The sequence below is a fragment of the Streptomyces sp. NPDC102274 genome, assembly GCF_044766385.1.
Classification (GTDB): domain Bacteria; phylum Actinomycetota; class Actinomycetes; order Streptomycetales; family Streptomycetaceae; genus Streptomyces.
Genome location: NZ_JBIWLW010000014.1, coordinates 24,312 through 45,521 on the forward strand (window position 1 = coordinate 24,312; position 21,210 = coordinate 45,521).

The following is a 21,210-nucleotide window of genomic DNA, read 5'->3' on the forward strand; positions in this document are numbered from 1 at the left end:
CATTCCTCCTGCTGATTGATTATTCGTGGTTGTGCTGTCTTCCCCGTGGGGCAAACCTACTTAAGGTTCGCGAGGAGGCGCTCGAAGGGAACCACTTCGTCCGCCTCGTCCACCTCGCCCGGGTTGCCCGGATCCCCCAGGCCGCCCAGGCCGTCGCTCTCGCCGGCCTCTCCGTTCGTCGCGGGTGTCAGCCCCCGCAGCAGCCGGGCGAACTCGCCACCGGCTCGGTTGATCCGGGCCGGCAGTCCGCCCGCGTACGCGTCGGCGCCGGCGCCCCAGTCGTCGGTCGCCGCGAAGACGGCCGTCGGCAGGGTGAGCGCGTGCAGATACGAGAAGAGCGGGCGCATCGCGTGCTCCACCACGAGCGAGTGGCGCGCGGTACCGCCGGTCGCGGCGAGCAGTACGGGCGTTCCAGTGAGCGCGTCCGGCTCGATCAGGTCGAAGAACGACTTGAACAGGCCGCTGTACGAGCCGGCGAAGACCGGGCTCACGACAATGAGCCCGTCCGCGCCGGTCACCGCCTCCAGCGCCGCGCTCAGCGCGGGCGCCGGGAAGCCGGTGACCAGGTGGTTCGCGATCTCGACGGCCAGATCACGCAGTTCGACGATCTCGATCTCGGCCTTCCGGTCCTCGGCGGCCAGTTCACGGCTGGTCGCCTCCGCCAGCCGGTCGGCCAGCAGTCTGGTCGAGGACGGCTTGCTCAGCCCTGCCGATACGGCGACGAGCCGCAACGGACCGGTACCGCTCGTACGCGTCGCGGTGCTCCCATGCGTCGCGGTGCTCGTACGCTCCATCGTCAGACCTCCTCCTTCACCGACGTGACGGTGGCCGGGTGGACAGGACCGTCCGGGACTCCGGCCGGCCGCAGGGCCGCGAACTCCTTGCGCAGTACGGGCACGACCTCCTCGCCCAGCAGGTCCAGCTGTTCGAGCACGGTCTTCAGCGGCAGCCCCGCGTGGTCCAGCAGGAACAGCTGGCGCTGGTAGTCGCCGAAGGAGTCACGGAAGGACAGCGTCTTCTCGATGACCTCCTGCGGGCTGCCCACGACCAGCGGCGTCTGCTCGGTGAAGTCCTCCAGGGAGGGCCCGTGTCCGTAGACCGGCGCGTTGTCGAAGTACGGACGGAATTCCCGTACCGCGTCCTGCGAGTTCTTCCGGATGAACGCCTGGCCGCCCAGACCGACGATGGCCTGCTCGGGTGTGCCGTGCCCGTAGTGCGCGTACCGCTTCCGGTAGAGACGGATCAGCTTCTGGAAGTGCTCCTTGGGCCAGAAGATGTTGTTGGCGAAGAAGCCGTCTCCGTAGTAGGCGGCCTGCTCGGCGATCTCGGGGGAGCGGATCGAGCCGTGCCAGACGAACGGCGGGGTTCCGTCCAGCGGCCGGGGCGTCGAGGTGAAGCCCTGGAGCGGCGTACGGAACTTGCCTTCCCAGTCGACGACGTCCTCGCGCCACAACTTGTGGAGCAGGGCGTACTTCTCGATGGCGAGCGGGATGCCCTGGCGGATGTCCTCACCGAACCACGGATAGACCGGCCCGGTGTTGCCGCGCCCCATCATCAGATCGACGCGCCCGTCGGCCAGGTGCTGGAGCATCGCGAAGTCCTCCGCGATCTTCACCGGGTCGTTGGTGGTGATCAGCGTGGTGGACGTCGACAGGATGAGCCGCTCGGTGGTGGCCGCGATGTAGCCGAGCATCGTGGTGGGCGACGAGGGGACGAAGGGCGGGTTGTGGTGCTCGCCGGTGGCGAAGACATCCAGTCCGACCTCCTCGGCCTTCTGCGCGATGGCGACCATCGCCTTGATCCGCTCGTGCTCGGTCGGCGTACGTCCGGTGGTCGGATCGGGCGTGACATCGCCGACAGTGAAGATCCCGAACTGCATCGCGCTCACCTCTCGCTCTCTCGAAGGTATTAGTTGAAGCTTCAACTGAAGCCTACAACGGCACACCCCCGACCTCTATTCCGCCCCGCCTCCGACTCGCTCCCGACCGGCGATCAGTGGCGAGTATCCGACAGCACCCCTATCGGTCGTCACCGTGAGTGCTTATCTGTATCTCTGAGTGGGCAGCGCACTGTCGTGAGCGTCCTGCTGTCGGGAAGAAGCAGGGCATAGCCCTGTTCTGGTTCGCCGAGAGAGGCGGTAGTTGTGGGAGCCGAACTCCGCCGGCGTCTCGCGCGCGCCATGGACACTCGGGGTGATTGGCCTGCGGATTCTCCGTGGGTCCGCGAAGCGGTCCGGGGGCTGCCGAGGCATTGCTTCGCTCCGGACCGGGTGTGGTCCTGGGACGGCGCCGACTATGTCCCGACGGATCGCGATACCGACCCGGGGCGCTGGGCGGAGCTCGTCTATCAGGGGCCCGACGGGGCCACCATTGCGCAGGTCAGAGACGGGGTGCCGTCCTCCAGCCTGTCCTGTCAGGCGATCGTGGTCGACATGCTCGACTCACTGATGGTGGACCCCGGGCATCGTGTGCTGGAGCTGGGTACGGGGGCGGGCTGGAATGCCGCGCTGCTCGCCGCGCGGGCCGGGTCCGGCCTCGTGACCAGCGTGGAGGTCGACGCCCGCCTCGCGGCTGTGGCGCGCGAGCGTCTCGACGCGGTGGGTGCGGGGGGCGTCGTGAAGGTCGGTGACGGCATATACGGCTGTCCGGAGGGCGCTCCGTACGACCGGCTCATGGCGACGTACGCGGTCGACGTGGTGCCCTGGGCATGGGTGGAGCAGATGCGGCCGGGCGGCCGCATCGTCACCCCCTGGGGAAGGCTGGGCCATGTCGCACTCACTGTGGCCGCCGACGGTCGCTCGGCCACCGGCTGGGTGCAGGGCTTGGCCATGTTTATGCCAAGTCGTGGCATCGGCCAGGGCTTGACCTGGCATGAGGTTCGCGGCGATGGCCCGCCCGAGACCGAAGGGCGGTTCCCCCGGAGCCTGCTGCCGCTGCGTGCCGACTCCGGCCTGCTCTTCGCCCTGCGCGTCATGCTGCCCGACGTACGTATCACCACGGAGGCCGGTGAGGGCGTGACCGCCTGGCTGCATGACGGCCGTTCCTCCTGAGCCACGCTGGTCGCGACGCCGGACGAGCACGCTGTGGCGTACCAGGGTGGACCCCGTCGCCTGGCTGATGAGATCGACCAGGCGTGGCAGAGGTGGCAGAGCGCCGGCGCGCCAGGTCTGTACGACTTCGGTATGACGCGCACGCCCGACCAGCAATACGTCTGGAGTGGTGACAAGGAGACCGGTCCACGCTGGCCGATCCGGCCAACAGCCCCTCAATCAGCGCGAATTTAGCGAAGGCGCTCCTACGCCTGGCTGACCGCGAGGGCGACGAAGTCGGTCCACGCGGTGGGCGTGAGCGTAAGCACCGGACCCTCGGGGTCCTTGCTGTCACGGACGGGGACGACGCCGGAGTCGGCGACGTATGCGGGCGCCCACTCCACGCAGTTGTTGCCTCCGTTGCCGCTGAATGAGGACTTGACCCACTCGGCGCGGGAGAGGTTCGGGGTGGTGCTCATGGCGTCAGCGCCTCCATAGCGGACCTGATCATGGACGCCGTTTCCTTTGGCGACAGGGCACACGCCCTCATCAGATCGTAGGCCCGCTGACGCGCCGTGACGAGGTTCTTTTCCTCGATCAGGGTCCCGGTGGTGGTGCTCTCCTCGTAGGCAACCTGCGTGCCGTCGTCGAGAGTCATCAACTTCAACGAACCTCCAGCCAAAGCATGTCCCCCGTGTGCGAATGGGAGAATCTGCACCACGCTGGTCGGGGTGAGCGTCAGATCGAGCAGCTGCTCCAGTTGTGCTCGCATGATGGCTGGGCCTCCGTAGGAGCGTCGAAGCACCGCCTCATCGAGGATGGCGAAGAAGTCGGGCGCGGGGTCGGCGCGCAGCAGGGCCTGTCGACTCATGCGAGCCGTCACGAGTTCCTGGATCTCGTCCGGGGTGGCCCTCGGGTTGTGAAGCTCGAACAGTGCACGGGCGTAGGGCTCGGTCTGCACCAGACCCGGCACGATCTGCCCCGTGTACTCCTGGATGAGTCGCGCCCGTAGCTCAAGTTCCATTACTCGACGGAACTGATCCGGATGGAGCTCCTTGCGGGCGAGCCCGTACAGCTTTCCGAACAGGCCCCCCGCGCCGAACGCCGCGTCGAGTCGTTCCGGCAGGTCCGGCGGGATCATGGACTCCGCCGTTTCGTACCGCGCCAGCGAACTCTTCGCGTACCTGAGGACGTCTCCCAGGCTTTCGAGGCTCATTCCGGCTTCTTCGCGGTACCGGCGCATTTCCGATCCGAACAGATCGCGAGCCGATCGATCGGGCTTCAGTTCACGCGGTCGCGGCGCCATGCCTTCAACCCCTTTTCCCCGAGGGTCGGTTGGGACGTAAACGGCTTCTGATCCTACGCATGAATACCGATTCTTGAGGCACAGACGGTGACATGACGGCCACGGAAGGTGCATCCCCCATATGTGCGAGCAGACCCCCGACACCACTCACAGCAAGGCGCGACTGTTCCTGTCCCGGCTGATGGAGGATTTCGGTTCGGACGGCCTCCTCGTCGTCCGGAAGCCCTCCCCCGGCGCTCCCGAGGCAACCGGAGCTGACGGCGCGGATCTCGTCCCCGGGGCGGCGCTTCGCTGGCCCAAGTGCGAGTGCGGGCACTCGTTGTGCCCGGACTCCGAGCAGTCCCCCGAGCGGTGAGACCTCGGTCGGCCCCGGGAGGGCTGCGTATGGGCATGGTCGTCTACGACCGCACTTACGAAATGGTCGGGGTGATTGACGGCTTTGCCGGTCCGCTTGTCATTCTTTCGCGCCCCACCGGCCTTACCTGGAGCAGCCGTTGGGTTTCCGTGCGCCAGGGAACGGAGTACGAGCGGCAGCAGGTGCGGGCTCTCGCCGAGCTGCACCGGCTGCGACAAAAAGGCCTGGTCGCACCGGATCGCGGGAATCCACGACCCGGTACACCAAGACCCGGTGGGGCCCGACGTCATTTCTTTCAAATCACCAGGGAAGGACCCTTCCCAACCAAACCCATCCCACGTCACTCAGACGGGTGAAGACCACTACATCTGGTCATGAGAGGTGCATGGGTGCGGTTACGCTCAGCGACGTAACCCCATAAAACCCCATAAAGCAACGGCCCCCGGCCGGGACTGCAATCCCGATCGAGGGCCTAACCACCTAGGAACTAACCTTCCCGATGGCTCTTCAGAAGCTTAACGCGACCACCCGCGCACAGTCCGCCGTTCCGGCGACTGTTAACCCTTCCGGTCTCGCTCACGTACGGCACCGGCACTCCGAGCGGTTCACGGTGGTCGGAAATCATCTCTCCCAGCACGGCAAGCTCTCGCTGACCGCGATCGGGCTCGGCGTGCACATCCAGTCGCTTCCCGACGGGGCCCGGGTCGGTATCAAGTACCTCGCGGCGAAGTTCACCGAGGGGGAGGTCGCGATCGCCTCCGCGTTACGGGAGTTGGAGGCGTTCGGCTATCTCAGCCGTACGAGGGAACGCACTCCGGGCGGGCGGTGGGTCACCAGGACCGTCGCGTACGACATCCCGCAGGCCATCGCTCCGCAGCCCCGTCCGAGGCCGACGCAGGATGCGCATACGGGTACGGGCACGGCCCCGGGTACGGGCACGGCCCCGGCTTCGAGTGCGAGTACGGGTACCAGCACCGCTCCGCGTACGTCGCCGCGCCGGTGTCGGCCCTCCCCCGTACTCTGGGCTGGAGAGGGGAGGCCGGCGGTGAGCGAAGAAGACAGCGGCCGTGATCTGGAGCGGTGGAAGGAGCGCGGGGTGGCCCTGCGCGTCTTCATCTACGTCTTCGCGACGCACGCCCTGGCCGGGTTCATCTGGCTGCTTTTCTACGTCGGCGAACACGCGCCGAAATGAGCCCGCTCAGCCGGTGAAGGCCGTGGCCGCCGACCGTCCTGACCCCGCCCTGACCCGTTTCCACGTCCGTGTCGGCGACAGCGGACGCCGTGGGTCCGGCGGAGTGGTTCCGGGGCGCCTTCGGGGGCTGCCAGAGGGAGCGGCCGAAGCTGTAGGTGGCGATGCGATTCCTGTGCTGCCCGTTGATCAGGTTGATCACCATGACGCCCACGACGATCAGGCCCAGGATCACCACGACGCTGATCCAGTTGCTCATCTTTGCCCTCGCCTCCTCCCGGCATGAGGGGGATTCGCGACTTTTCCAGCGTACTCCGGAAGATGGCCGGAACCTCGGGCTCGGTATTCCCGTGGTGGTCCTCCCCCTGCGACGATGGACACCGACATACCGGCCGGGGGGAGTGCGTGTGGCAGAGGTGTTCATTCGGCGCCTGAGCCGGTGGCAGGCCGAACAGCAGCGGGAAGCCGTCGCCGATGTGTATGTCGAGGCACACCGCCGTGTGCCCGGCGAGGAGTCCCGCGACCGCCAGGAGTTTCTGGAGACGTTCGCCGAGGATGTGCAGCGGCCCGGGTTCGACATGGTGGTGGCCAGTGGGGGGAACAAGCCGGCGGCGTACGCGTACGGGTTCGTCCTCGACCGTGCCGGGGAGTGGTGGCGCGCGCTGAGCGGCGAGGTGCCGTGGGACTGGGACATCGAGGAACTGACCGTCTCCGGACAGGTCTTCGCGCTCGCCGGGCTGATGGTCGTGCCGGCGCACCGGCGGGGCGGGGTGGCCACGCGGCTGGTCGAACAGTTGCTGATCCGGACGGACGCGGCGCTGGTGGCCGCGCGGGTCGACCCGGCGAACGAGGCCGCCGTGGGGGCGCTCCGGTCCTGGGGCTGGACGAAGCTCGGCGCGGTCGCGGCGCCGGTCGCCTCGTCGGACGGGGGCGCGGACGGGGGCGTAAACGAGGGCGTGAACGGGGCGTCCTCGGCCGTACCGTTCACCGCCATACCTGCCGTACCGGCCGTGGCCGCCGTCGGTTCCGGCACGACGACGGACATCTGGAGCCGCCCACTCACGTCGTGACCGAGCCAAATTGTCATGAAGCTGTAACTCCGGACACTTTGTGGACACAGCTGGGCTTTCTACCCTCACGCCATGTCCCGTCACCGATCCGTCCGCGAAACCCGCGGTTCCGCAGCTCGCGCTTACATCCGGCGTCGGGCCGCGTTTCCCGTACTCGCGGCCGCGGCCGTCGTCGTGCTCCTGGCCGTCTGGGTGGCCATGGACTTCCCTCCGCTGTCCAGCGGCGACTCCGACGCGACATCGCGGTCGGGTGGTCCGGGGTCGTCGGCGACACCGGTCACCCCGGCTGTTCCCTCTCCCGCTCCCTCCGCCTCTTCGTCTCCCCCTGTCTCCCCTTCGCCCTCCGTCGACCCTGATCAGGTGCTCTCCGAGCAGCTCGCGCCGATCCTGAAGACCACGACGGCTTCCCTCTCCGTGGCGGTGCTCGACGTGAAGGGCGGGGACGAGGCGGACTACGGCGTACAGACCGGGAAGACGTTCGACACGGCCAGCATCGTGAAGGTCGACATATTGGCGGCCCTGCTGCTGAAGGCGCAGGACCAGGGCCGGGTGCTCACCACGCAGGAGAAGAACTACGCCACCTCGATGATCCACGTGAGCGACAACGCCTCGGCCGACGCCCTGTGGCAGGCGATAGGCGGCGCGGACGGTCTGAACGCGGCGAACGAGCGGCTCGGTCTGACCTCGACGACCGGCGGCAGCGGGCCCCTGTGGGGGCTTACGCAGTCGACGGCGGCGGACCAACTCGCTCTCCTCTCCGCCGTGTTCGGCGACGACTCTGATTCCCCGCTGGGCGCGGGCTCGCGGACGTACATCCAGGGTCTGATGGGCGGGATAGCGGCGGGCCAGGACTGGGGGGTGTCGGCCGCCGGGGCGGTGACAGGGCTGAAGAACGGGTGGCTGGCGCGGAGCGCGACCGGGCTGTGGGACATCAACAGCATCGGTCTGATCGTGGCGGACGGGCACGGCTATCTGGTGGCCGTGCTGTCGAGCGGCAGCGTCAGCAAGGAGGCCGGGATCTCGCTGGTGGAGAAGGCGGCGAAGACAGCAGTGGGGGTATCGGCTTCCGGGGACTCCGCGTAGGTCGTACGGCGACACACGGTTCGGGGCCGTTTTTCACGGCTCGCAGGGGGCGACAAGGACGCGGCTCGCAGGGGGCGTCACAGGCCACGGCTCGCAGGGGCCTGTGACGCCCCCTTGCACACCCACAGGAAACCATTAGGTTAGGCTCACCTAAGTCTTTGGCTGAATCTGTCGTGGTGCTCGACAGTTCGGCCCGATCTGGGGGGACCATGCCGTCAGCGAACACGTCAGCGAACACCGCCACGCCCACAGCCGTCACACCCACAGCTGCCACGCCCACAGCCGTCACACCCACGGATCCCGGCCGGCGCCCGCACGTGATGATCGTGCGCCCGCTCGGCGCCACCTGACGGCGTACGCGGCATTCCGGAGCCCCGTATTCCGGAGCCGCCGCGATCCCGAGCCGCCGTATTCCCGTGCGCCGCAAGCTGATTGGCCTGTGCCCCGACCGTTCCGCCTCCACTCCCCACTCCCCATCCCCCACCCCCATGCCGAGGTAGAGCCAGCCGTGTCCGTCCAGTTCCCGCCCTCCGCCGCGCCGCGATCCGCCTACCCCGTCGACGTGCTCCCCGCCCCGGTCCGGCGCCGACTGCTTGAGCTGGCCGACGCCGGCCGGCCGCTGTCGGCGTATCTGTACGACGGCGACATCGCCGCCGGACGGGCCCGCGAACTGCGCGCGGCCCTGCCGGAGTGGGCGGCGGTGTACTACGCGGTCAAGGCGAACTCGTTCCCCGGGGTCGTCGAGGCGCTCGCCCCGTATGTCGACGGCTTCGAGGTCGCGTCCGTCGCGGAACTCGAACTCGCCCTCCACGCGGGACAACTCGCCGGACCACTCGCCGGACAGTCCGCGGGACAACTCGCGGGACAGTCCGCGGAGCGGCCCAGCCCCCGCCGTCCCTCCGCTCCCGTCCCGGTCGTCGCCGCCGGGCCCGCCAAGTCCGTCCCCGTCCTCACCGCGCTGGTGCGCGCGGGAGTCGAGGCGATCAACGCCGAGAGCCTCCTCGAACTCCACCGCGTCAGCCGGATAGCCGTCGCCGAGGGCGTCACCGCCCGTGTCGCGCTGCGCGTGAACCCGGCCGAGATCCCGATCACCGGCGCGCTGCTCATGGGCGGCGCCGCCTCCCAGTTCGGGGTCGCCGAGCCCGACGTACCCGAAGTGCTGCGTCAGGCACGGAAGCTGCCGGGGCTCGATCTCGTCGGCTTCCATATCCACGCCGCCTCCGGCAACCTCGACGCCGCCACCCATGCCGCGTATCTGCGCTGGTGCGTGGAGTGGAGCGTACGGACCGCGCGGGAGACCGGGATCGAGCTGCGCCATGTGGACATCGGCGGCGGCATCGGGGTCGCCTTCGAGGGCGAAGAGCCTTTCGACGTGGGCCGGTTCGGCGAACTGGCCGCCGGGATCGAGCCCCCCGCCGGGGTGAAGGTCATCCTCGAACCCGGCCGGTTCGTGGTCGCCGACTGCGGCTGGTACGCCGCCGAGGTGACCGATGTGAAGACGTCGTACGGCGAGTCGTTCGCCGTCCTGCGCGGTGGCATCAACCACTTCCAGCTGCCGACCTCCTGGGACATCGTGCACAACGTGGCGGTGCTTCCCGTCGAGAAGTGGGACGAGGCGTGTCCGCGCCCCACGGCGGAGAACACCCGCGTCACCGTCGTCGGTGAACTGTGCACCCCCGAGGACACACTTCTGCGCGATGTCCTGATCGACCGGGTACGCGCGGGCGACCTGCTCGTTTTCCCTTACGCGGGCTCCTACGGATGGGAGTTCGCCATGCACTCCTTCCTCGGCCACCCCGTCGCCGAGCGCCATCTGCTCTGAGCACTCCGTTTCTGTCTTCTCTTTCTTTCTCTTCCTCCGGAGCCGTGTCATGACCGTGCCCCCCATCACCCTGCCCGCGAGCGGGCGGCCCGCCCCCGCCGCCGACCCCATCCCGGGCGCCACCGCCGAAGGCATCCTGCGGCGTCAGCGCGCCAGGGAGTCCTCGGCCCGCACTTACGCCCGTTCGTTCCCGATCGTCCCGGCCCGCGCCAAGGGCATGACGATCGAGGGGACGGACGGCCGCCGTTATCTCGACTGCCTGTCCGGCGCGGGGACCCTCGCGCTCGGCCACAACCACCCCGTCGTGCTGGAGGCCATCCAGCGCACGGTGGAGAGCGGGGCGCCGCTGCATGTCCTCGACCTGGCGACCCCGGAGAAGGACGACTTCACCGACGCGCTCTTCGCCACCCTGCCGAAAGCCTTCGCGGATCGCGCCAGGATCCACTTCTGCGGGCCCGCCGGTACGGACGCCGTCGAGGCGGCGCTGAAGCTGATGCAGACCGCGACCGGCCGGCGCGGGGTGCTCGCGTTCACCGGCGCGTACCACGGCATGACCGCGGGCGCGCTCTCGGCGACCGGCAGTGTCGCGATCAAGGAGCGGGTCGCGGGCGGCGCGGCCGAGGTGACCCGGCTGCCGTATCCGTACCCGTACCGCTGCCCGTTCGGGGTCGGCGGCGAGCGCGGCGCCGAGCTGGCCGCCACGTTTACGGAACGGCTGCTGGACGATCCGTCCGGCGGTGTCGTACCGCCCGCGGCGATGATCGTCGAAGCGGTGCAGGGCGAGGGCGGCGCGGTACCGGCGCCGGACGGCTGGCTGCGCGAGATGCGGCGGATCACCAGCGAGCGGCGGATCCCGCTGATCGTGGACGAGGTGCAGACGGGGGTCGGGCGCACGGGCGCGTTCTGGGCGGTCGAGCACAGCGGGATCGTCCCGGACGCGATGGTCATGTCGAAGGCGATCGGCGGGAGTCTGCCGCTGGCCGTGATCGTGTACGACCAGGACTACGACGGCTGGCTGCCCGGCGCGCACACCGGGACGTTCCGCGGCAACACCCTGGCCATGGCCACGGGTGCGGCGACACTGCGGTACGTGGCCGCCGAGGGGCTGACCGAGCGCGCGGCGGTCGTCGGTGCCCGGATGACCGCGCGGCTGGAGGGGCTGCGCTCCGAACTGCCGGTGATCGGTGACGTCCGGGGCCGCGGTCTGATGATCGGGGTCGAGATCGTTGCCCCCGAGGGGGACTTGGACTCGTGCGGCGCCCATCCGGTCGCCCCGGAGATGGCGGAGCGGGTGCGCGCGGCCTGCCTGGAGCGCGGACTGATCGTGGAACTGGGCGGGCGCTACGGCTCCACCGTCCGGCTTCTCCCTCCGCTCGTCATCACGGACGAGCAGACGGAAGCCGTCCTGGAGCGGCTGGCGGACGCGATCGCCGAGGTGTCGGGGCAGCAGCGCGGACAGCGCTCATGAGAACGGAAACGATGACAGAGGCGGGGACGGCTACAGGGACGGGGACGGCCGCGGGGACGGGGACGGGGACGGCTGCGGGGACGGCTGCGGGGACGGCTGCCGGGACGAGGCCGGAAACGGAGCCGGGGCCGGGGCCGATCGCGGGTGTCGCGCCGGAGGCAGGCACGGGCCTCGTGGTTCAGGCGGCAACCGAGCCGCTCGTGGCCCGGACGGCACCGGAGCCGGCTCCGCGGCCGGACAGCTCCCGCGACGCCGCGCTGTCCGGCGGGACCGGCGGCGCCGGCGCACTGGCGCCGCTCGTGGACACGGTGATGGACGCCCTCGTCCGGGGCGCCCGGCGCCGCGGCGGGCCCATCGCGCCCGGTCGGCCGGGGGATGTCGCGGCCACCGTCAACGAGGTGTTCGGCGGTCCGGCCGCCGTCACCGGCGCCGAGGCGCTCCACCGGCTCACCGAACTCCTCGCGCACGGCAGCGCGGACCCGGCGGACGCCTCCTGCGCCGCCCATCTGCACTGCCCGCCCCTCGCCGTCGCCGTCGCCGCCGATCTCGCGGTCTCGGCCCTCAACCCGTCCCAGGACTCCTGGGACCAGGCGCCCGCCGCCACCGCTCTGGAGACCCTGCTGCTCCAGGAGCTGGCCGGGCTGGTCGGGTACGAGCCCGAGCAGGCCGCCGGGGTGCTCACCTCCGGTGGCACGGAGTCCAATCTGATGGGCCTGATGCTGGCCAGGGACCGGGTCCTCGGCGCGGCGTCAGGACGGCAGATCGAGCTGACGGGGGTGCCCGGCGCCGGAACGTACCGCGCGCCCCGTGCCCGTATCCTCGCCTCCGCCGCCGCGCACTTCTCCGTACAGCGCGCCGCCGCCCTGCTCGGGCTCGGTGAGGACGCGGTACTGCCCGTCCCGGTCGATCACCAACTCCGCATGGATACGGAGGCGTTGGCGGCCGTACTGGACGGCTGCGCCGAGCGCGGGGAGCTGCCGGTCGCGGTCGTCGCCACCGCGGGTACCACCGACACCGGCGCCATCGACCCGCTGCGCGACTGCGCGGCGCTCGCCGCCGAGCACGGTGCCTGGCTGCACGTGGACGCCGCGTACGGGGGCGGCGCCCTGCTCTCCGACCGGCTCGCGCCGCTCCTGGACGGCCTCGGCCTCGCCGACTCCGTCTCGCTCGACTGGCACAAGCTGGGCTGGCAGCCGGCCGCCGCGGGCGTCTTCCTGGTGCGGCGGTCGGAGACGTACGCCTCGCTCGCGCGCCGGGCCGTCTATCTCAACCCGGCCGACGACGAGGAGGCCGGTTATCCGAGCCTGCTCGGACTCTCGCTGCGTACGACACGCCGCGCCGACGCCTTCAAGATCGCGGTCACCCTGCGGACGCTGGGCAGGGAGGGGCTGGGCCGGCTCGTCGACGCCTGCCGCGATCTGGCCGTATCGGGGGCGCGGGCGGTCGCGGACCATCCACGCCTGGAACTGCACTCCGAACCGGTGCTGACGGCCTTCCTGTTCCGCTATCTGCCGGAGCGCCCAGCGAACACGGAGGACACGGAGGACACTCCGGCGGAGTACGGCGCACGCTGCGACGCGGTCAACGCCGCCCTGCGGCGCAGGCTCCTGCGCGAGGGCAGCGCCGTCGTCGGCCGTACGGAACTACCCGGCGAGGGGCCGGGGCGCGTACGGCTCAAGCTCACGCTGCTCAACCCGCACACCACCGCCGCCGAGGTGGAGCGGCTGCTGCACGCCGTCGTGGCGGCGGGGCGCGCGGAGGAGGAGGCACGGTGACCGTACGGACAGCCGCGACATCCCACACCACGCATATCCCGCACGTAGACCCGCTGGACCACCCCGACCCGCTGCGGGCCGGGGACGCCGCCGCCACCGAAACGCTCCTGCGCGCCTACGTACGCGAGACCGGCACCGACGTGCCCGCCACCGGCGAGGTGCTCCGTCTGGCCCTCCCCGCCAGCCGGCTGACCCTGCGCGTCCCGGTCCTGTACCGGTCGGCCACCGGCTGGCACCGCTTCGGCAAGGCCCGTGTCGTCACCACCGACCCCGTCGTCACCACCGACCCCATCGTCCCGTCCGAAGAGGGCGGCACGCTCCCGGCCGACACGGCACTCGTGGCCGCCGCGCTGATCCGCGAGTCCACTCTCGGCCGTGACGCACCGCCCCATCTCGGCGGGGACGCCGTGGGCCGCGTCCTCAACTCCGCCGCCCGTACCGCCGTGCACATCGCGCGGCGGCGCGCGGAGGGGAGGCCGGGGGACGAGTACGACCACGGTCTGACGCCCTTCCTCGGCGCCGAGCAGGCGCTGCTCCTCGGCCATCCCTTCCATCCGGCTCCCAAGAGCCGCGAGGAGGCGTCCGATCGCGAACTGAACTCCTACTCGCCCGAGTTGCGCGGATATTTCCCCCTGCACTGGTTCGCCGCGCACCCGGAGATCGTCGTCGGGGAGAGCGCGGACGGCCGCTCCCCCGCCGAGCTGCTGCGTCCGCTCGCCGCCGGTGCCGGGCTCGAACTGCCGCCCGGAATGATCCCCGTACCCGCGCACCCCTGGCAGGCGCGCGAGGTGCTCGGCCGTCCCGAGGTGGCGGCGCTGCTGGACACGGGACTGCTGCGGCCCCTCGGGCCCGGCGGGCCCGCCTGGTACCCGACGTCCTCCGTCCGGACCGTGCACCGGCCGGGCGCCGACGTCATGCTGAAGCTCTCGCTCGGTATGCGGATCACCAACTCCCGTCGCAACAACCTCCGTTCGGAGATGCGCCTCGGCGTGCGCGCCGCCCGGCTGCTGGCGGCGGGTCCGGCGCGGCGGCTGCGCGCCGAGCACCCCGAGTTCGGCATCCTGCGGGACTTCGCCTGGGTGTCCGCCGGTACGGGGGAGGCGGAGACCGGTCTGGAGACGGCCGTCCGCGACAACCCGTTCAACGGCAGGGGCCCGGCCGGGCTGTGCGTGGCCGGTCTGGTCGCCGAGCGCACCGGCCCCGGCGACGGCACCCCGCCCCGCCATCGCTCCTTGCTCTCCCAGGCCGTCGCGCGCGCCGCCCGCGCGCAGGGTGTCTCGACCGCCGAGGCGTCCGCGCGCTGGTTCGCCGCGTATCTCGACGTACTGGCCGTGCCGCTGATCCGGCTCCAGGCGTGGTACGGCATCGCGCTGGAGCCGCACCACCAGAACACCCTGGTCGCGCTGGACGCGCACGGGATGCCCCGGGCCGGCTGGTACCGCGACAGCCAGGGCTACTACGTCGCCGCCTCCCGCGCCGGGGAGGTGGAGCGGCTGCTGCCCGGCGCGGCCGACGGTCTGGATCTGGTCTTCGACGACGCGTTCGTGGACGAGCGGGTCGCGTACTACCTGGGGATCAACAACCTGCTCGGTCTGGTGGGCGCGTTCGGCGCGCTCGGCCTCGCGGGCGAGGAGGAGCTGCTGCGCGTGCTGCGCGCCCGGCTGGAGCTGCTGCGTACCACCGAGCCCGGCGCGAAGGGACTGCTCGACCTGCTGCTCGACGCGCCCGTGCTGCGCTGCAAGGGCAACTATCTGACCTGCGTGGACGGACTCGACGAACTCGTCGGCGACGTCCACACCCAGTCCGTCTACATCGACCTTCCCAATCCCCTCGCGGAGGCCCAGCGGTGACGACCGAACCCATGCATGCGCGCGAGTACGAGCACGAGTACGGCCCCGACCCCGAGACATATGACCTGGTCGGCGTCGGCATCGGGCCGTTCAATCTCTCGCTGGCCGCTCTCTCCGACAGCGCTCCGGGGCTCCGTACGCTCTTCCTCGACGCGAAGCCCGCCTTCTCCTGGCACCCGGGGCTGCTGATGGAAGGAACGGTTCTCCAGGTGCCCTTCCTCGCCGACCTGGTGACCATGGCGGATCCGACCAGCCGCTGGTCGTACCTCAACTACCTGCGGGAACACGACCGGATGTTCCCGTTCTTCTTCTCCGAGCGCTTCCACATACCGCGCCGCGAGTACGACCACTACTGCCGCTGGGTCGCCGAACACCTGCCGTCCTGCCGCTTCGACGCGCGCGTCACGGAGGTGGAGTGGGACGATCGCGACGAGGTGTTCGCCGTCACCCACCGCTCGGCCGACGGCGCGGTCTCGCGCGTACGGGCCCGGCAGATCGTGCTGGGCGTCGGTACGAACCCCGTCGTCCCCGAGCCGCTGCGCCCACTGCTCACGCCCGCGCACGCGGGGCGCGTGCTGCACAGCGCCGACTACCGCACCCACCGGGCACGGCTGGCCGGCCTGGACGATGTCACGGTCCTCGGGGCGGGCCAGTCCGGCGCCGAGGTCGCCCTCGATCTCCTGCGCCACCAGGACGGTTCCGGCGCGGGCGGCCCGTACGTCCGCTGGCTGGCCCGTACCCCCGCCTTCGCGCCGATGGAGTACTCCAAGATCGGGCTCGAACACTTCACGCCCGACTACATCCGGTACTTCCGCGCCCTGCCGGAGGAGCGGCGCGAGCAGCTCGTACGCGAGCAGTGGCAGCTGTACAAGGGCGTCAGCGAGGAGACGCTCGGCGAGATCCACGACGAGCTGTACGAGCGGACCATCGGCGGTACGGAGCCGCGCGCGGCTCTGCACCCGGGCGTCGCCGTCGTCGCGGCGGAGCCCGAGCGCGACGGCGACGGCTATCTGCTGACCTGCCGGCACGCACAGCAGGACGCGCTGTTCGAGGTGCGTACGTCGGCGATCGTGGCGGCCACCGGATACGCGGCGGCGCGCCCGGCCTTCCTGGACACCATGGCGAAGCTGGTGGACTGGGACGAGCAGGGCCGCTACCGGATCGACGGGGACTACCGGGTCGCGCTCGACGCGAGCGTCTCCGGCGCGCTGTACGTGCAGAACGCGGAGCTGCACACGCACGGCGTCGGGGCGCCCGATCTCACGCTCGGCGCGTGGCGGGCGGCGACGATCCTCAACGCGGTCGCGGGGAGGAAGGTGCTGCGGGTGCCGGAGCGCGCGGCCTGGACGACGTTCGGGGCGCCGGGGGCCGCCGGGGTGCAGGGGACCGCCGGGGTGCAGGGGACCGCCGGGGTGCAGGGGACCGCCGGGGTGCCCGGGGCGCGGGTGCCGGAGGCCGGGGCGGAGGCCGGGGCTCCGGTCGTGCGGCCGTGACGGCGGTAACGTCCGGAAAGCCCTCGGCGGGCATCGGGCCACCGCGGGCCAAGGCCGTGCTGATCGCCGTGGTCGGACTGCATCTGGTGGCCGAGACGGCGCTGACGCCGTTCCTGCCGCAGCTGTTCGACCGGCTGTACGGCATCGACGACCCCGGCGCGACGGGCCTCTACCTCTGGGTATGCCGCATCGTCGGCCTCGCCGCGCTCCCGCTGTGGGGGCTGGCCGCGCGCCGCTGGCCGCTGCACCGGCTGGTGCTGGCGGGGCTCTGCGGTTCCGCGGTGCTCGACCTGCTGCTCGGCATGGCGCCGAGCTACGCCGCGTACACGGTCATCTCCACCGCTGTCGTGGCCACCAACAGCGCGCTCCTGCTGGCGTATCCGGCCTTCATCGCCGAGCACCGCGACGAGCCGGGCGAGGGCGAACGGGCCAGGCTCGTCGGAGTCGTCTCGATCGTGGTCGTCTTCCATCTGTCGGTGGTGGTCTCGACGCTGGTGGGCACGGGCGTCCTGGCGCTGCCGCAGCCGCGAATCGGTATCTCGGCGTTCGCGGTGCTGGATGTGGCCCTGGCGGTGCTCGCGTACCGCGTGCTGGGACGCGGGGAGACACGGGATCCCGAAGCGGATCCCGCCCCTCCGGAAGGGGACCGGCAGTGCACAGGGGCTGCGGCCACCCGCCGTCACCGGCCTCTGAGCCCTCGGTTCCTGAATCCTCGCTTCCTGAGCCCTCGCTTCCTGAGCCCTCGGTTTTCGCTGCTCGCCCAAGTGGCCCTGATCGGGCTGGCCTTCGACTTCGCGGTGAATGTGGCGCGGCCCTTCTTCACCGAGTTCGCCGGGACGTTCGGCAGCGGCTCGGTGGGCACGGCCGCGCTGTTCTTCCTGCCGAGCGTCGCCGCCCTGGCCGTGCTCCCGGTGGTCCGGCGCTGCCATGACGTCCTGGGCGACCGGCTGCTTCCGCTGGCCCTGCTGGCGGGCGCGGCGGGTTACGCGTGGCAGGCGTACGCCACCGGGCTGCCGGGCCTGGTCGGCGGTCGCGTCCTGTTCGGCGTGGGCCTGGGCCTCGGCCAAGTCGCGGTGGAGCTACGGACGTTCCGCGCGACCGGCATCTCGGGCCCGGCCTTCACCGGAGTGGAGACGGCCCGTTCTGCGGGCCTGCTGGCCGCGCCGCTGGTGGCCACGGCGGCGGTCTCGCACGATCTGGCCCTCCCGCTGCTGATCGCGGCGGCGGTGCAGGTGGCGGGGACGGTGCTGGCGCTACGGGGCATGCGCGGCGCGCCCGTCACACGTCCCGTCGAGCCCCCCGGCCCCACCAGCGCCCCCGGCCCCACCAGCGCCCCCGGCCCGACCAGGGGCCCCGAGCCCACCGCCCCGGACCCCCTCCTACCCACCCGCACGTACTCCGAGGAGATCCCCCGATGAACCACCCCACCCGCGACGCCTGGACGCAGGCGGGCCGGCGTCTGCTGGTCAAGGCCGTCGAGGAGTTCGCGTACGAGGAACTGCTCGTGCCCGTGCGCGACGACTCCGCCAACGACTCGACCGATTCCAGAGGCTCCACCGATTCCAAAGACTCCACCGGCTCCACCGGTGCCCCGTCCGGCTCCACCGGCGCCTCGTCCCCGTCGGACTCGTACCGTCTCGACTTCGGCGACGGCGTGCACTGGACCTTCCGCGCCGCCCGTGGCACCTTCGCCACCTGGCGCGTCGAGCCCGGCAGCCTCCGCCGTCACCCCGACACCCCGACGGGCGAGGAGGCGGGCCCCGAGCGGCTGTTGCTGGACGCCCGTACCACCCTCGGCTGGGACGGTCCCACCACCGCCGAGGTACTGCGCGAGCTGACCGCCACCCGTCGCGCCGACGCCGAGGCGATCGGCCGCGCCCTGCCCGCCGCCGACCTCGCCGACCTCGGGCATCTCGATCTGGAGGCGTACCAGGACGGCCATCCCTGCATGCTCCTCAACAAGGGCCGGCTCGGCTTCTCGGCGTCGGACGCCGCCGCGTACGCGCCCGAGGCGGCGCGCGCCGTCCGGCTGAACTGGATCGCCGTGCACAGCGATCTCGCCACGTACTCGGGCGTGCCAGGACTCGACGCCGGGCAGCTGCTCGCGGAGGAGCTGGACGGGCCCACACGGGAACGTTTCGCCACGAACCTGTCCGAGGCGTGCGCCGCCACGAGCGGGCTCGCCGCCGACGCGTTCGTCTGGCTGCCGGTCCACCCGTTCCACTGGGACGAGGCCGTCGCCACGCTCTTCGCGCCGTATCTCGCCGACGGACGGATCGTGCCGCTCGGCCAGAGCGCCGACCGCTACCGCCCGCTCCAGTCGATCCGTACCCTCGCCAATCTCGACCACCCGGAACGGCGCAATGTGAAGGTGCCGCTCCTGATCCGCAACACCCTGGTGTGGCGCGGGCTCTCCACCGAGCCGACCGAGGCGGCGCCCGATGTGAGCGCGTGGCTGCACGCGGTGCGCGAGGGCGATCCGTATCTCCGGGACGAGCTGCGCTTCCACCCGCTCGGCGAGGTCGCGGCCGTGGCCGTCGGCCATCCGCTGTACGAGTCGGTGAAGGACGCCCCGTACCGCTATCACGAACTCCTCGGCGCGGTCTGGCGCGAGCCCGTCGCCGCGCTGCTCCGGGAGGACGAGCGCGCCCGCACGATGGCGTCCCTGCTCAAGACCGGCTCCGACGGGCGCTCGCTCACCGCCGAACTGGTGGCGCGCTCCGGGCTGGCGGCGGCCGACTGGCTGGAACGGTTCTTCGCCGCCCTGCTGCCGGGACTTCTGCACTACCTCTACCGCTACGGGGTCGCCTTCTGCCCGCACGGCGAGAACACCGTCATTCTCTTCGACGGCGACGACATCCCGGTCGGCATCGCCGTCAAGGACTTCGCGGAGGACGTGAATCTCCTCCCGGACGCCCACCCCGAGTACAAGGGGCTGACGGAGCGCGCGGACCGCGTGCTGCTGCGCTGGCCGCCCCATGAGCTGGCGCACTCGCTCCTCAGCGCGGTCTTCGCCGGGCACTTCCGGTTCTTCGCGCCGCTGGCCGCCGACCACCTGGGCGTGCCGGAGGAGGAGTTCTGGGCGCTGGTACGGGCCGAGATCGAGCGCTACCACGCGCGCTTCCCCGAACTGGCCGACCGGTTCGAGTCGTTCGGTCTCTTCGCCCCCTCCTTCGACCGGGTGGCGCTCAACCGCGAGCAGCTGCTCGGCGGCGGCTTCCACGACCGCGCGGAGCGCGACGAGGGCTTCGACGTCGTGCACGGGACGGTAACCAACCCCCTCTTCATCGCCTCCGAGGAGAAAGAATGACCGCGTACGAGCAGCTGCGGGCCGATGTCGCCGCGGGCACGGTCGAAGAGGTGATCGTCGCCGTCCCCGACCTTCAGGGCCGGCTCCAGGGCAGCCGCCTCTCGGCGCCGTACTTCCTCGAAGAGGCCGCCCGGCACGGCTTCGGCGCCTGCGTCTATCTGCTCGCGTCCGACGTGGAGATGGACACCGGCCCCGGCTACGCGATCGACGCCTGGCAGAGCGGCTTCGGTGACTTCGTACTGCGCCCCGACCCGGCCACGCTGCGTACGCGGCTCCCGTGGGACGACGGTACGGCCCTGATCCTCGCCGACGCCGTCTGGCCGGGCCCCGGCGGAGCCCCGGTCGAGGTCGCGCCCCGCCAGGTGCTGCGCGCGCAGCTGGACCGGCTGGCCGAGCGCGGGCTCACCGCGTTCGCCGGTACGGAGCTGGAGTTCCTCCTCTTCCTCGGCTCGTACCGCGGCGCCTGGGAGTCCCGCTACCAGGGCCTGACGACCGGCACGTCGTACAACGTCGACTACTCCCTCCAGGGCCTGTCCGAGATCGAGCCGGTGGTGCGCCGGATCAGGCGCGAGATGGGGCGGGCCGGGCTGGCGATGGAGACGGCGCGCGGGGAGTGCCACGCCGGTCAGTACGAGATCGTCTTCCGGTACGCCGAGGCCATGACGACCTGCGACAACCACGTCTTCTTCAAGAACGGCGCCAAGCAGATCGCGGCCCAGGAGGGCGTGGCGCTGACATTCATGCCGAAGTTCGACGAGGGCGAGGGAAACTCCTGCCACATCCACCTCTCGCTGCGGGCCACGGACGGTACGCCGGTGCTGGCGGACGAGGGCGCCGACGACGGGATGTCGGAGCCGATGCGGCACTTCGTGGCGGGTCAGCTCGCCTGTCTGCCGGACTTCGCGCTGCTGATGGCGCCGAACATCAACTCGTACAAGCGCCTCCAGCCGGGCGCCTTCGCCCCGACCGGCATCGCCTGGGGCCGTGACAACCGCACCTGCCCGGTACGGGTGGTGGGGGCCGGATCGTCGCTGCGGATCGAGCACCGCGTGCCGGGCGGGGACGCGAATCCCTACCTGGCGGTGGCGGCGGCGGTAGCGGCCGGTCTGTACGGCATCGAGAACCGCCTGGAACTCCCGCCCCCGCACACGTCGAACGCCCTGGCCGACGCCTCCGTACCGCGCCTGCCCACGACGCTGACCGAGGCGCTGCACCGGTGGGAGAGCAGCGAGATCGCGGCGAAGGTGTTCGGTGAGCGAGTGGTGGCGCACTACGCGCAGGCGGCGCGGACGGAACTGGCGGCGTTCGAGACGACGGTGACGGACTGGGAGCGGATGAGGGGATTCGAGCGGCTCTGACCGGTACGCCGGCACGAGGAGGCCCCGCCCTCGACCACGGACCAGGCGGCTTGTCCGCCGCGACCGGGGCGGCCGCCACGACCGGGGCGGCCGCCACGACCGG

The 21,210-nt window shown here is 71.1% G+C and carries 19 protein-coding genes; 13 read left to right on the forward strand and 6 right to left on the reverse strand.

Going from position 1 to position 21,210, the window contains the following annotated elements; genetic code table 11:
- Positions 1 to 56: 56 nt before the first annotated feature.
- Together ACIRQP_RS20085 and ACIRQP_RS20090 are read right to left on the reverse strand one after the other, a co-directional pair.
- Positions 57 to 794, reverse strand: coding sequence for an FMN reductase (locus ACIRQP_RS20085; RefSeq protein WP_403891683.1), 738 nt, complete (start codon positions 792 to 794; stop codon positions 57 to 59).
- A 2-nt stretch (positions 795 to 796) separates the two neighbouring features.
- On the reverse strand, positions 797 to 1,879 hold the full coding sequence (locus tag ACIRQP_RS20090) for an LLM class flavin-dependent oxidoreductase (protein WP_403891686.1): 1,083 nt from the start codon (positions 1,877 to 1,879) through the stop codon (positions 797 to 799).
- A 300-nt stretch (positions 1,880 to 2,179) separates the two neighbouring features.
- Here ACIRQP_RS20090 and ACIRQP_RS20095 point away from each other — a divergent pair, with 300 nt between their 5' ends.
- On the forward strand, positions 2,180 to 3,049 hold the full coding sequence (locus ACIRQP_RS20095) for a protein-L-isoaspartate O-methyltransferase (protein ID WP_403892117.1): 870 nt from the start codon (positions 2,180 to 2,182) through the stop codon (positions 3,047 to 3,049).
- Positions 3,050 to 3,294: 245 nt separating this feature from the next.
- On the opposite strand, the gene ACIRQP_RS20100 is transcribed toward ACIRQP_RS20095, so the two are convergent.
- Together ACIRQP_RS20100 and ACIRQP_RS20105 are read right to left on the reverse strand one after the other, a co-directional pair.
- The gene (locus ACIRQP_RS20100) at positions 3,295 to 3,507 is read right to left on the reverse strand and encodes a DUF397 domain-containing protein (RefSeq protein WP_403891689.1); all 213 of its coding nucleotides are present in this window, start codon (positions 3,505 to 3,507) and stop codon (positions 3,295 to 3,297) included.
- Entirely contained in the window at positions 3,504 to 4,334 is an 831-nt protein-coding gene (locus ACIRQP_RS20105; protein WP_403891692.1) for a helix-turn-helix domain-containing protein, read from the reverse strand. The genes ACIRQP_RS20100 and ACIRQP_RS20105 overlap by 4 nt, the downstream gene beginning before the upstream one ends.
- A gap of 121 nt (positions 4,335 to 4,455) precedes the next feature.
- On the opposite strand from ACIRQP_RS20105, the gene ACIRQP_RS20110 reads away from it, so the two are divergent.
- Positions 4,456 to 4,689 (forward strand): hypothetical protein, encoded by a 234-nt coding sequence (locus tag ACIRQP_RS20110; protein WP_403891695.1) that lies wholly within the window; start codon positions 4,456 to 4,458, stop codon positions 4,687 to 4,689.
- A 499-nt stretch (positions 4,690 to 5,188) separates the two neighbouring features.
- Positions 5,189 to 5,881, forward strand: coding sequence for a DUF6126 family protein (locus ACIRQP_RS20115; protein WP_403891698.1), 693 nt, complete (start codon positions 5,189 to 5,191; stop codon positions 5,879 to 5,881).
- Here the strand turns inward: ACIRQP_RS20115 and ACIRQP_RS20120 are convergent.
- Entirely contained in the window at positions 5,838 to 6,137 is a 300-nt protein-coding gene (locus ACIRQP_RS20120) for a hypothetical protein (protein ID WP_403891701.1), read from the reverse strand. The genes ACIRQP_RS20115 and ACIRQP_RS20120 overlap by 44 nt on opposite strands.
- A gap of 148 nt (positions 6,138 to 6,285) precedes the next feature.
- Here ACIRQP_RS20120 and ACIRQP_RS20125 point away from each other — a divergent pair, with 148 nt between their 5' ends.
- Positions 6,286 to 6,948, forward strand: a complete 663-nt coding sequence (locus ACIRQP_RS20125; RefSeq protein WP_403891704.1) for a GNAT family N-acetyltransferase — start codon at positions 6,286 to 6,288, stop codon at positions 6,946 to 6,948.
- 122 nt (positions 6,949 to 7,070) lie between these two features.
- On the opposite strand, the gene ACIRQP_RS20130 is transcribed toward ACIRQP_RS20125, so the two are convergent.
- Positions 7,071 to 7,229, reverse strand: coding sequence for a hypothetical protein (locus ACIRQP_RS20130; protein ID WP_403891707.1), 159 nt, complete (start codon positions 7,227 to 7,229; stop codon positions 7,071 to 7,073).
- A gap of 79 nt (positions 7,230 to 7,308) precedes the next feature.
- Here ACIRQP_RS20130 and ACIRQP_RS20135 point away from each other — a divergent pair, with 79 nt between their 5' ends.
- The 9 genes from ACIRQP_RS20135 (at position 7,309) to ACIRQP_RS20175 (ending at position 21,107) form a co-directional block, all read left to right on the forward strand.
- Positions 7,309 to 8,031, forward strand: a complete 723-nt coding sequence (locus ACIRQP_RS20135) for a serine hydrolase (RefSeq protein ID WP_403891710.1) — start codon at positions 7,309 to 7,311, stop codon at positions 8,029 to 8,031.
- Positions 8,032 to 8,539: 508 nt separating this feature from the next.
- Positions 8,540 to 9,853: an alanine racemase gene (locus ACIRQP_RS20140; RefSeq protein ID WP_403891712.1), complete on the forward strand. Its 1,314-nt coding sequence runs from the start codon at positions 8,540 to 8,542 to the stop codon at positions 9,851 to 9,853.
- Between the two features lie 49 nt (positions 9,854 to 9,902).
- Entirely contained in the window at positions 9,903 to 11,321 is a 1,419-nt protein-coding gene (locus ACIRQP_RS20145; RefSeq protein ID WP_403891715.1) for a diaminobutyrate--2-oxoglutarate transaminase, read from the forward strand.
- Positions 11,322 to 11,521: 200 nt separating this feature from the next.
- Positions 11,522 to 13,096 (forward strand): pyridoxal phosphate-dependent decarboxylase family protein, encoded by a 1,575-nt coding sequence (locus ACIRQP_RS20150; RefSeq protein WP_403892119.1) that lies wholly within the window; start codon positions 11,522 to 11,524, stop codon positions 13,094 to 13,096.
- On the forward strand, positions 13,093 to 14,946 hold the full coding sequence (locus tag ACIRQP_RS20155) for an IucA/IucC family protein (RefSeq protein WP_403891718.1): 1,854 nt from the start codon (positions 13,093 to 13,095) through the stop codon (positions 14,944 to 14,946). Before ACIRQP_RS20150 ends, ACIRQP_RS20155 begins: the two co-directional genes overlap by 4 nt.
- Positions 14,943 to 16,439 (forward strand): SidA/IucD/PvdA family monooxygenase, encoded by a 1,497-nt coding sequence (locus ACIRQP_RS20160; RefSeq protein WP_403891721.1) that lies wholly within the window; start codon positions 14,943 to 14,945, stop codon positions 16,437 to 16,439. Before ACIRQP_RS20155 ends, ACIRQP_RS20160 begins: the two co-directional genes overlap by 4 nt.
- On the forward strand, positions 16,436 to 17,857 hold the full coding sequence (locus ACIRQP_RS20165; RefSeq protein WP_403891724.1) for an MFS transporter: 1,422 nt from the start codon (positions 16,436 to 16,438) through the stop codon (positions 17,855 to 17,857). The genes ACIRQP_RS20160 and ACIRQP_RS20165 overlap by 4 nt, the downstream gene beginning before the upstream one ends.
- Positions 17,854 to 19,749, forward strand: a complete 1,896-nt coding sequence (locus tag ACIRQP_RS20170; RefSeq protein ID WP_403891727.1) for an IucA/IucC family protein — start codon at positions 17,854 to 17,856, stop codon at positions 19,747 to 19,749. Before ACIRQP_RS20165 ends, ACIRQP_RS20170 begins: the two co-directional genes overlap by 4 nt.
- Positions 19,746 to 21,107 (forward strand): glutamine synthetase family protein, encoded by a 1,362-nt coding sequence (locus ACIRQP_RS20175; RefSeq protein WP_403891730.1) that lies wholly within the window; start codon positions 19,746 to 19,748, stop codon positions 21,105 to 21,107. Before ACIRQP_RS20170 ends, ACIRQP_RS20175 begins: the two co-directional genes overlap by 4 nt.
- The last annotated feature ends 103 nt before the right edge of the window (positions 21,108 to 21,210 follow it).

Coding starts and splice junctions, on each gene's coding strand:
- ACIRQP_RS20085 (WP_403891683.1), bottom strand. CDS start 794: ATGGAGCGTACGAGCACCGCGACGCATGGGAGCACCGCGACGCGTACG.
- ACIRQP_RS20090 (WP_403891686.1), bottom strand. CDS start 1,879: ATGCAGTTCGGGATCTTCACTGTCGGCGATGTCACGCCCGATCCGACC.
- ACIRQP_RS20095 (WP_403892117.1), top strand. CDS start 2,180: ATGGACACTCGGGGTGATTGGCCTGCGGATTCTCCGTGGGTCCGCGAA.
- ACIRQP_RS20100 (WP_403891689.1), bottom strand. CDS start 3,507: ATGAGCACCACCCCGAACCTCTCCCGCGCCGAGTGGGTCAAGTCCTCA.
- ACIRQP_RS20105 (WP_403891692.1), bottom strand. CDS start 4,334: ATGGCGCCGCGACCGCGTGAACTGAAGCCCGATCGATCGGCTCGCGAT.
- ACIRQP_RS20110 (WP_403891695.1), top strand. CDS start 4,456: ATGTGCGAGCAGACCCCCGACACCACTCACAGCAAGGCGCGACTGTTC.
- ACIRQP_RS20115 (WP_403891698.1), top strand. CDS start 5,189: ATGGCTCTTCAGAAGCTTAACGCGACCACCCGCGCACAGTCCGCCGTT.
- ACIRQP_RS20120 (WP_403891701.1), bottom strand. CDS start 6,137: ATGAGCAACTGGATCAGCGTCGTGGTGATCCTGGGCCTGATCGTCGTG.
- ACIRQP_RS20145 (WP_403891715.1), top strand. CDS start 9,903: ATGACCGTGCCCCCCATCACCCTGCCCGCGAGCGGGCGGCCCGCCCCC.
- ACIRQP_RS20170 (WP_403891727.1), top strand. CDS start 17,854: ATGAACCACCCCACCCGCGACGCCTGGACGCAGGCGGGCCGGCGTCTG.
- ACIRQP_RS20175 (WP_403891730.1), top strand. CDS start 19,746: ATGACCGCGTACGAGCAGCTGCGGGCCGATGTCGCCGCGGGCACGGTC.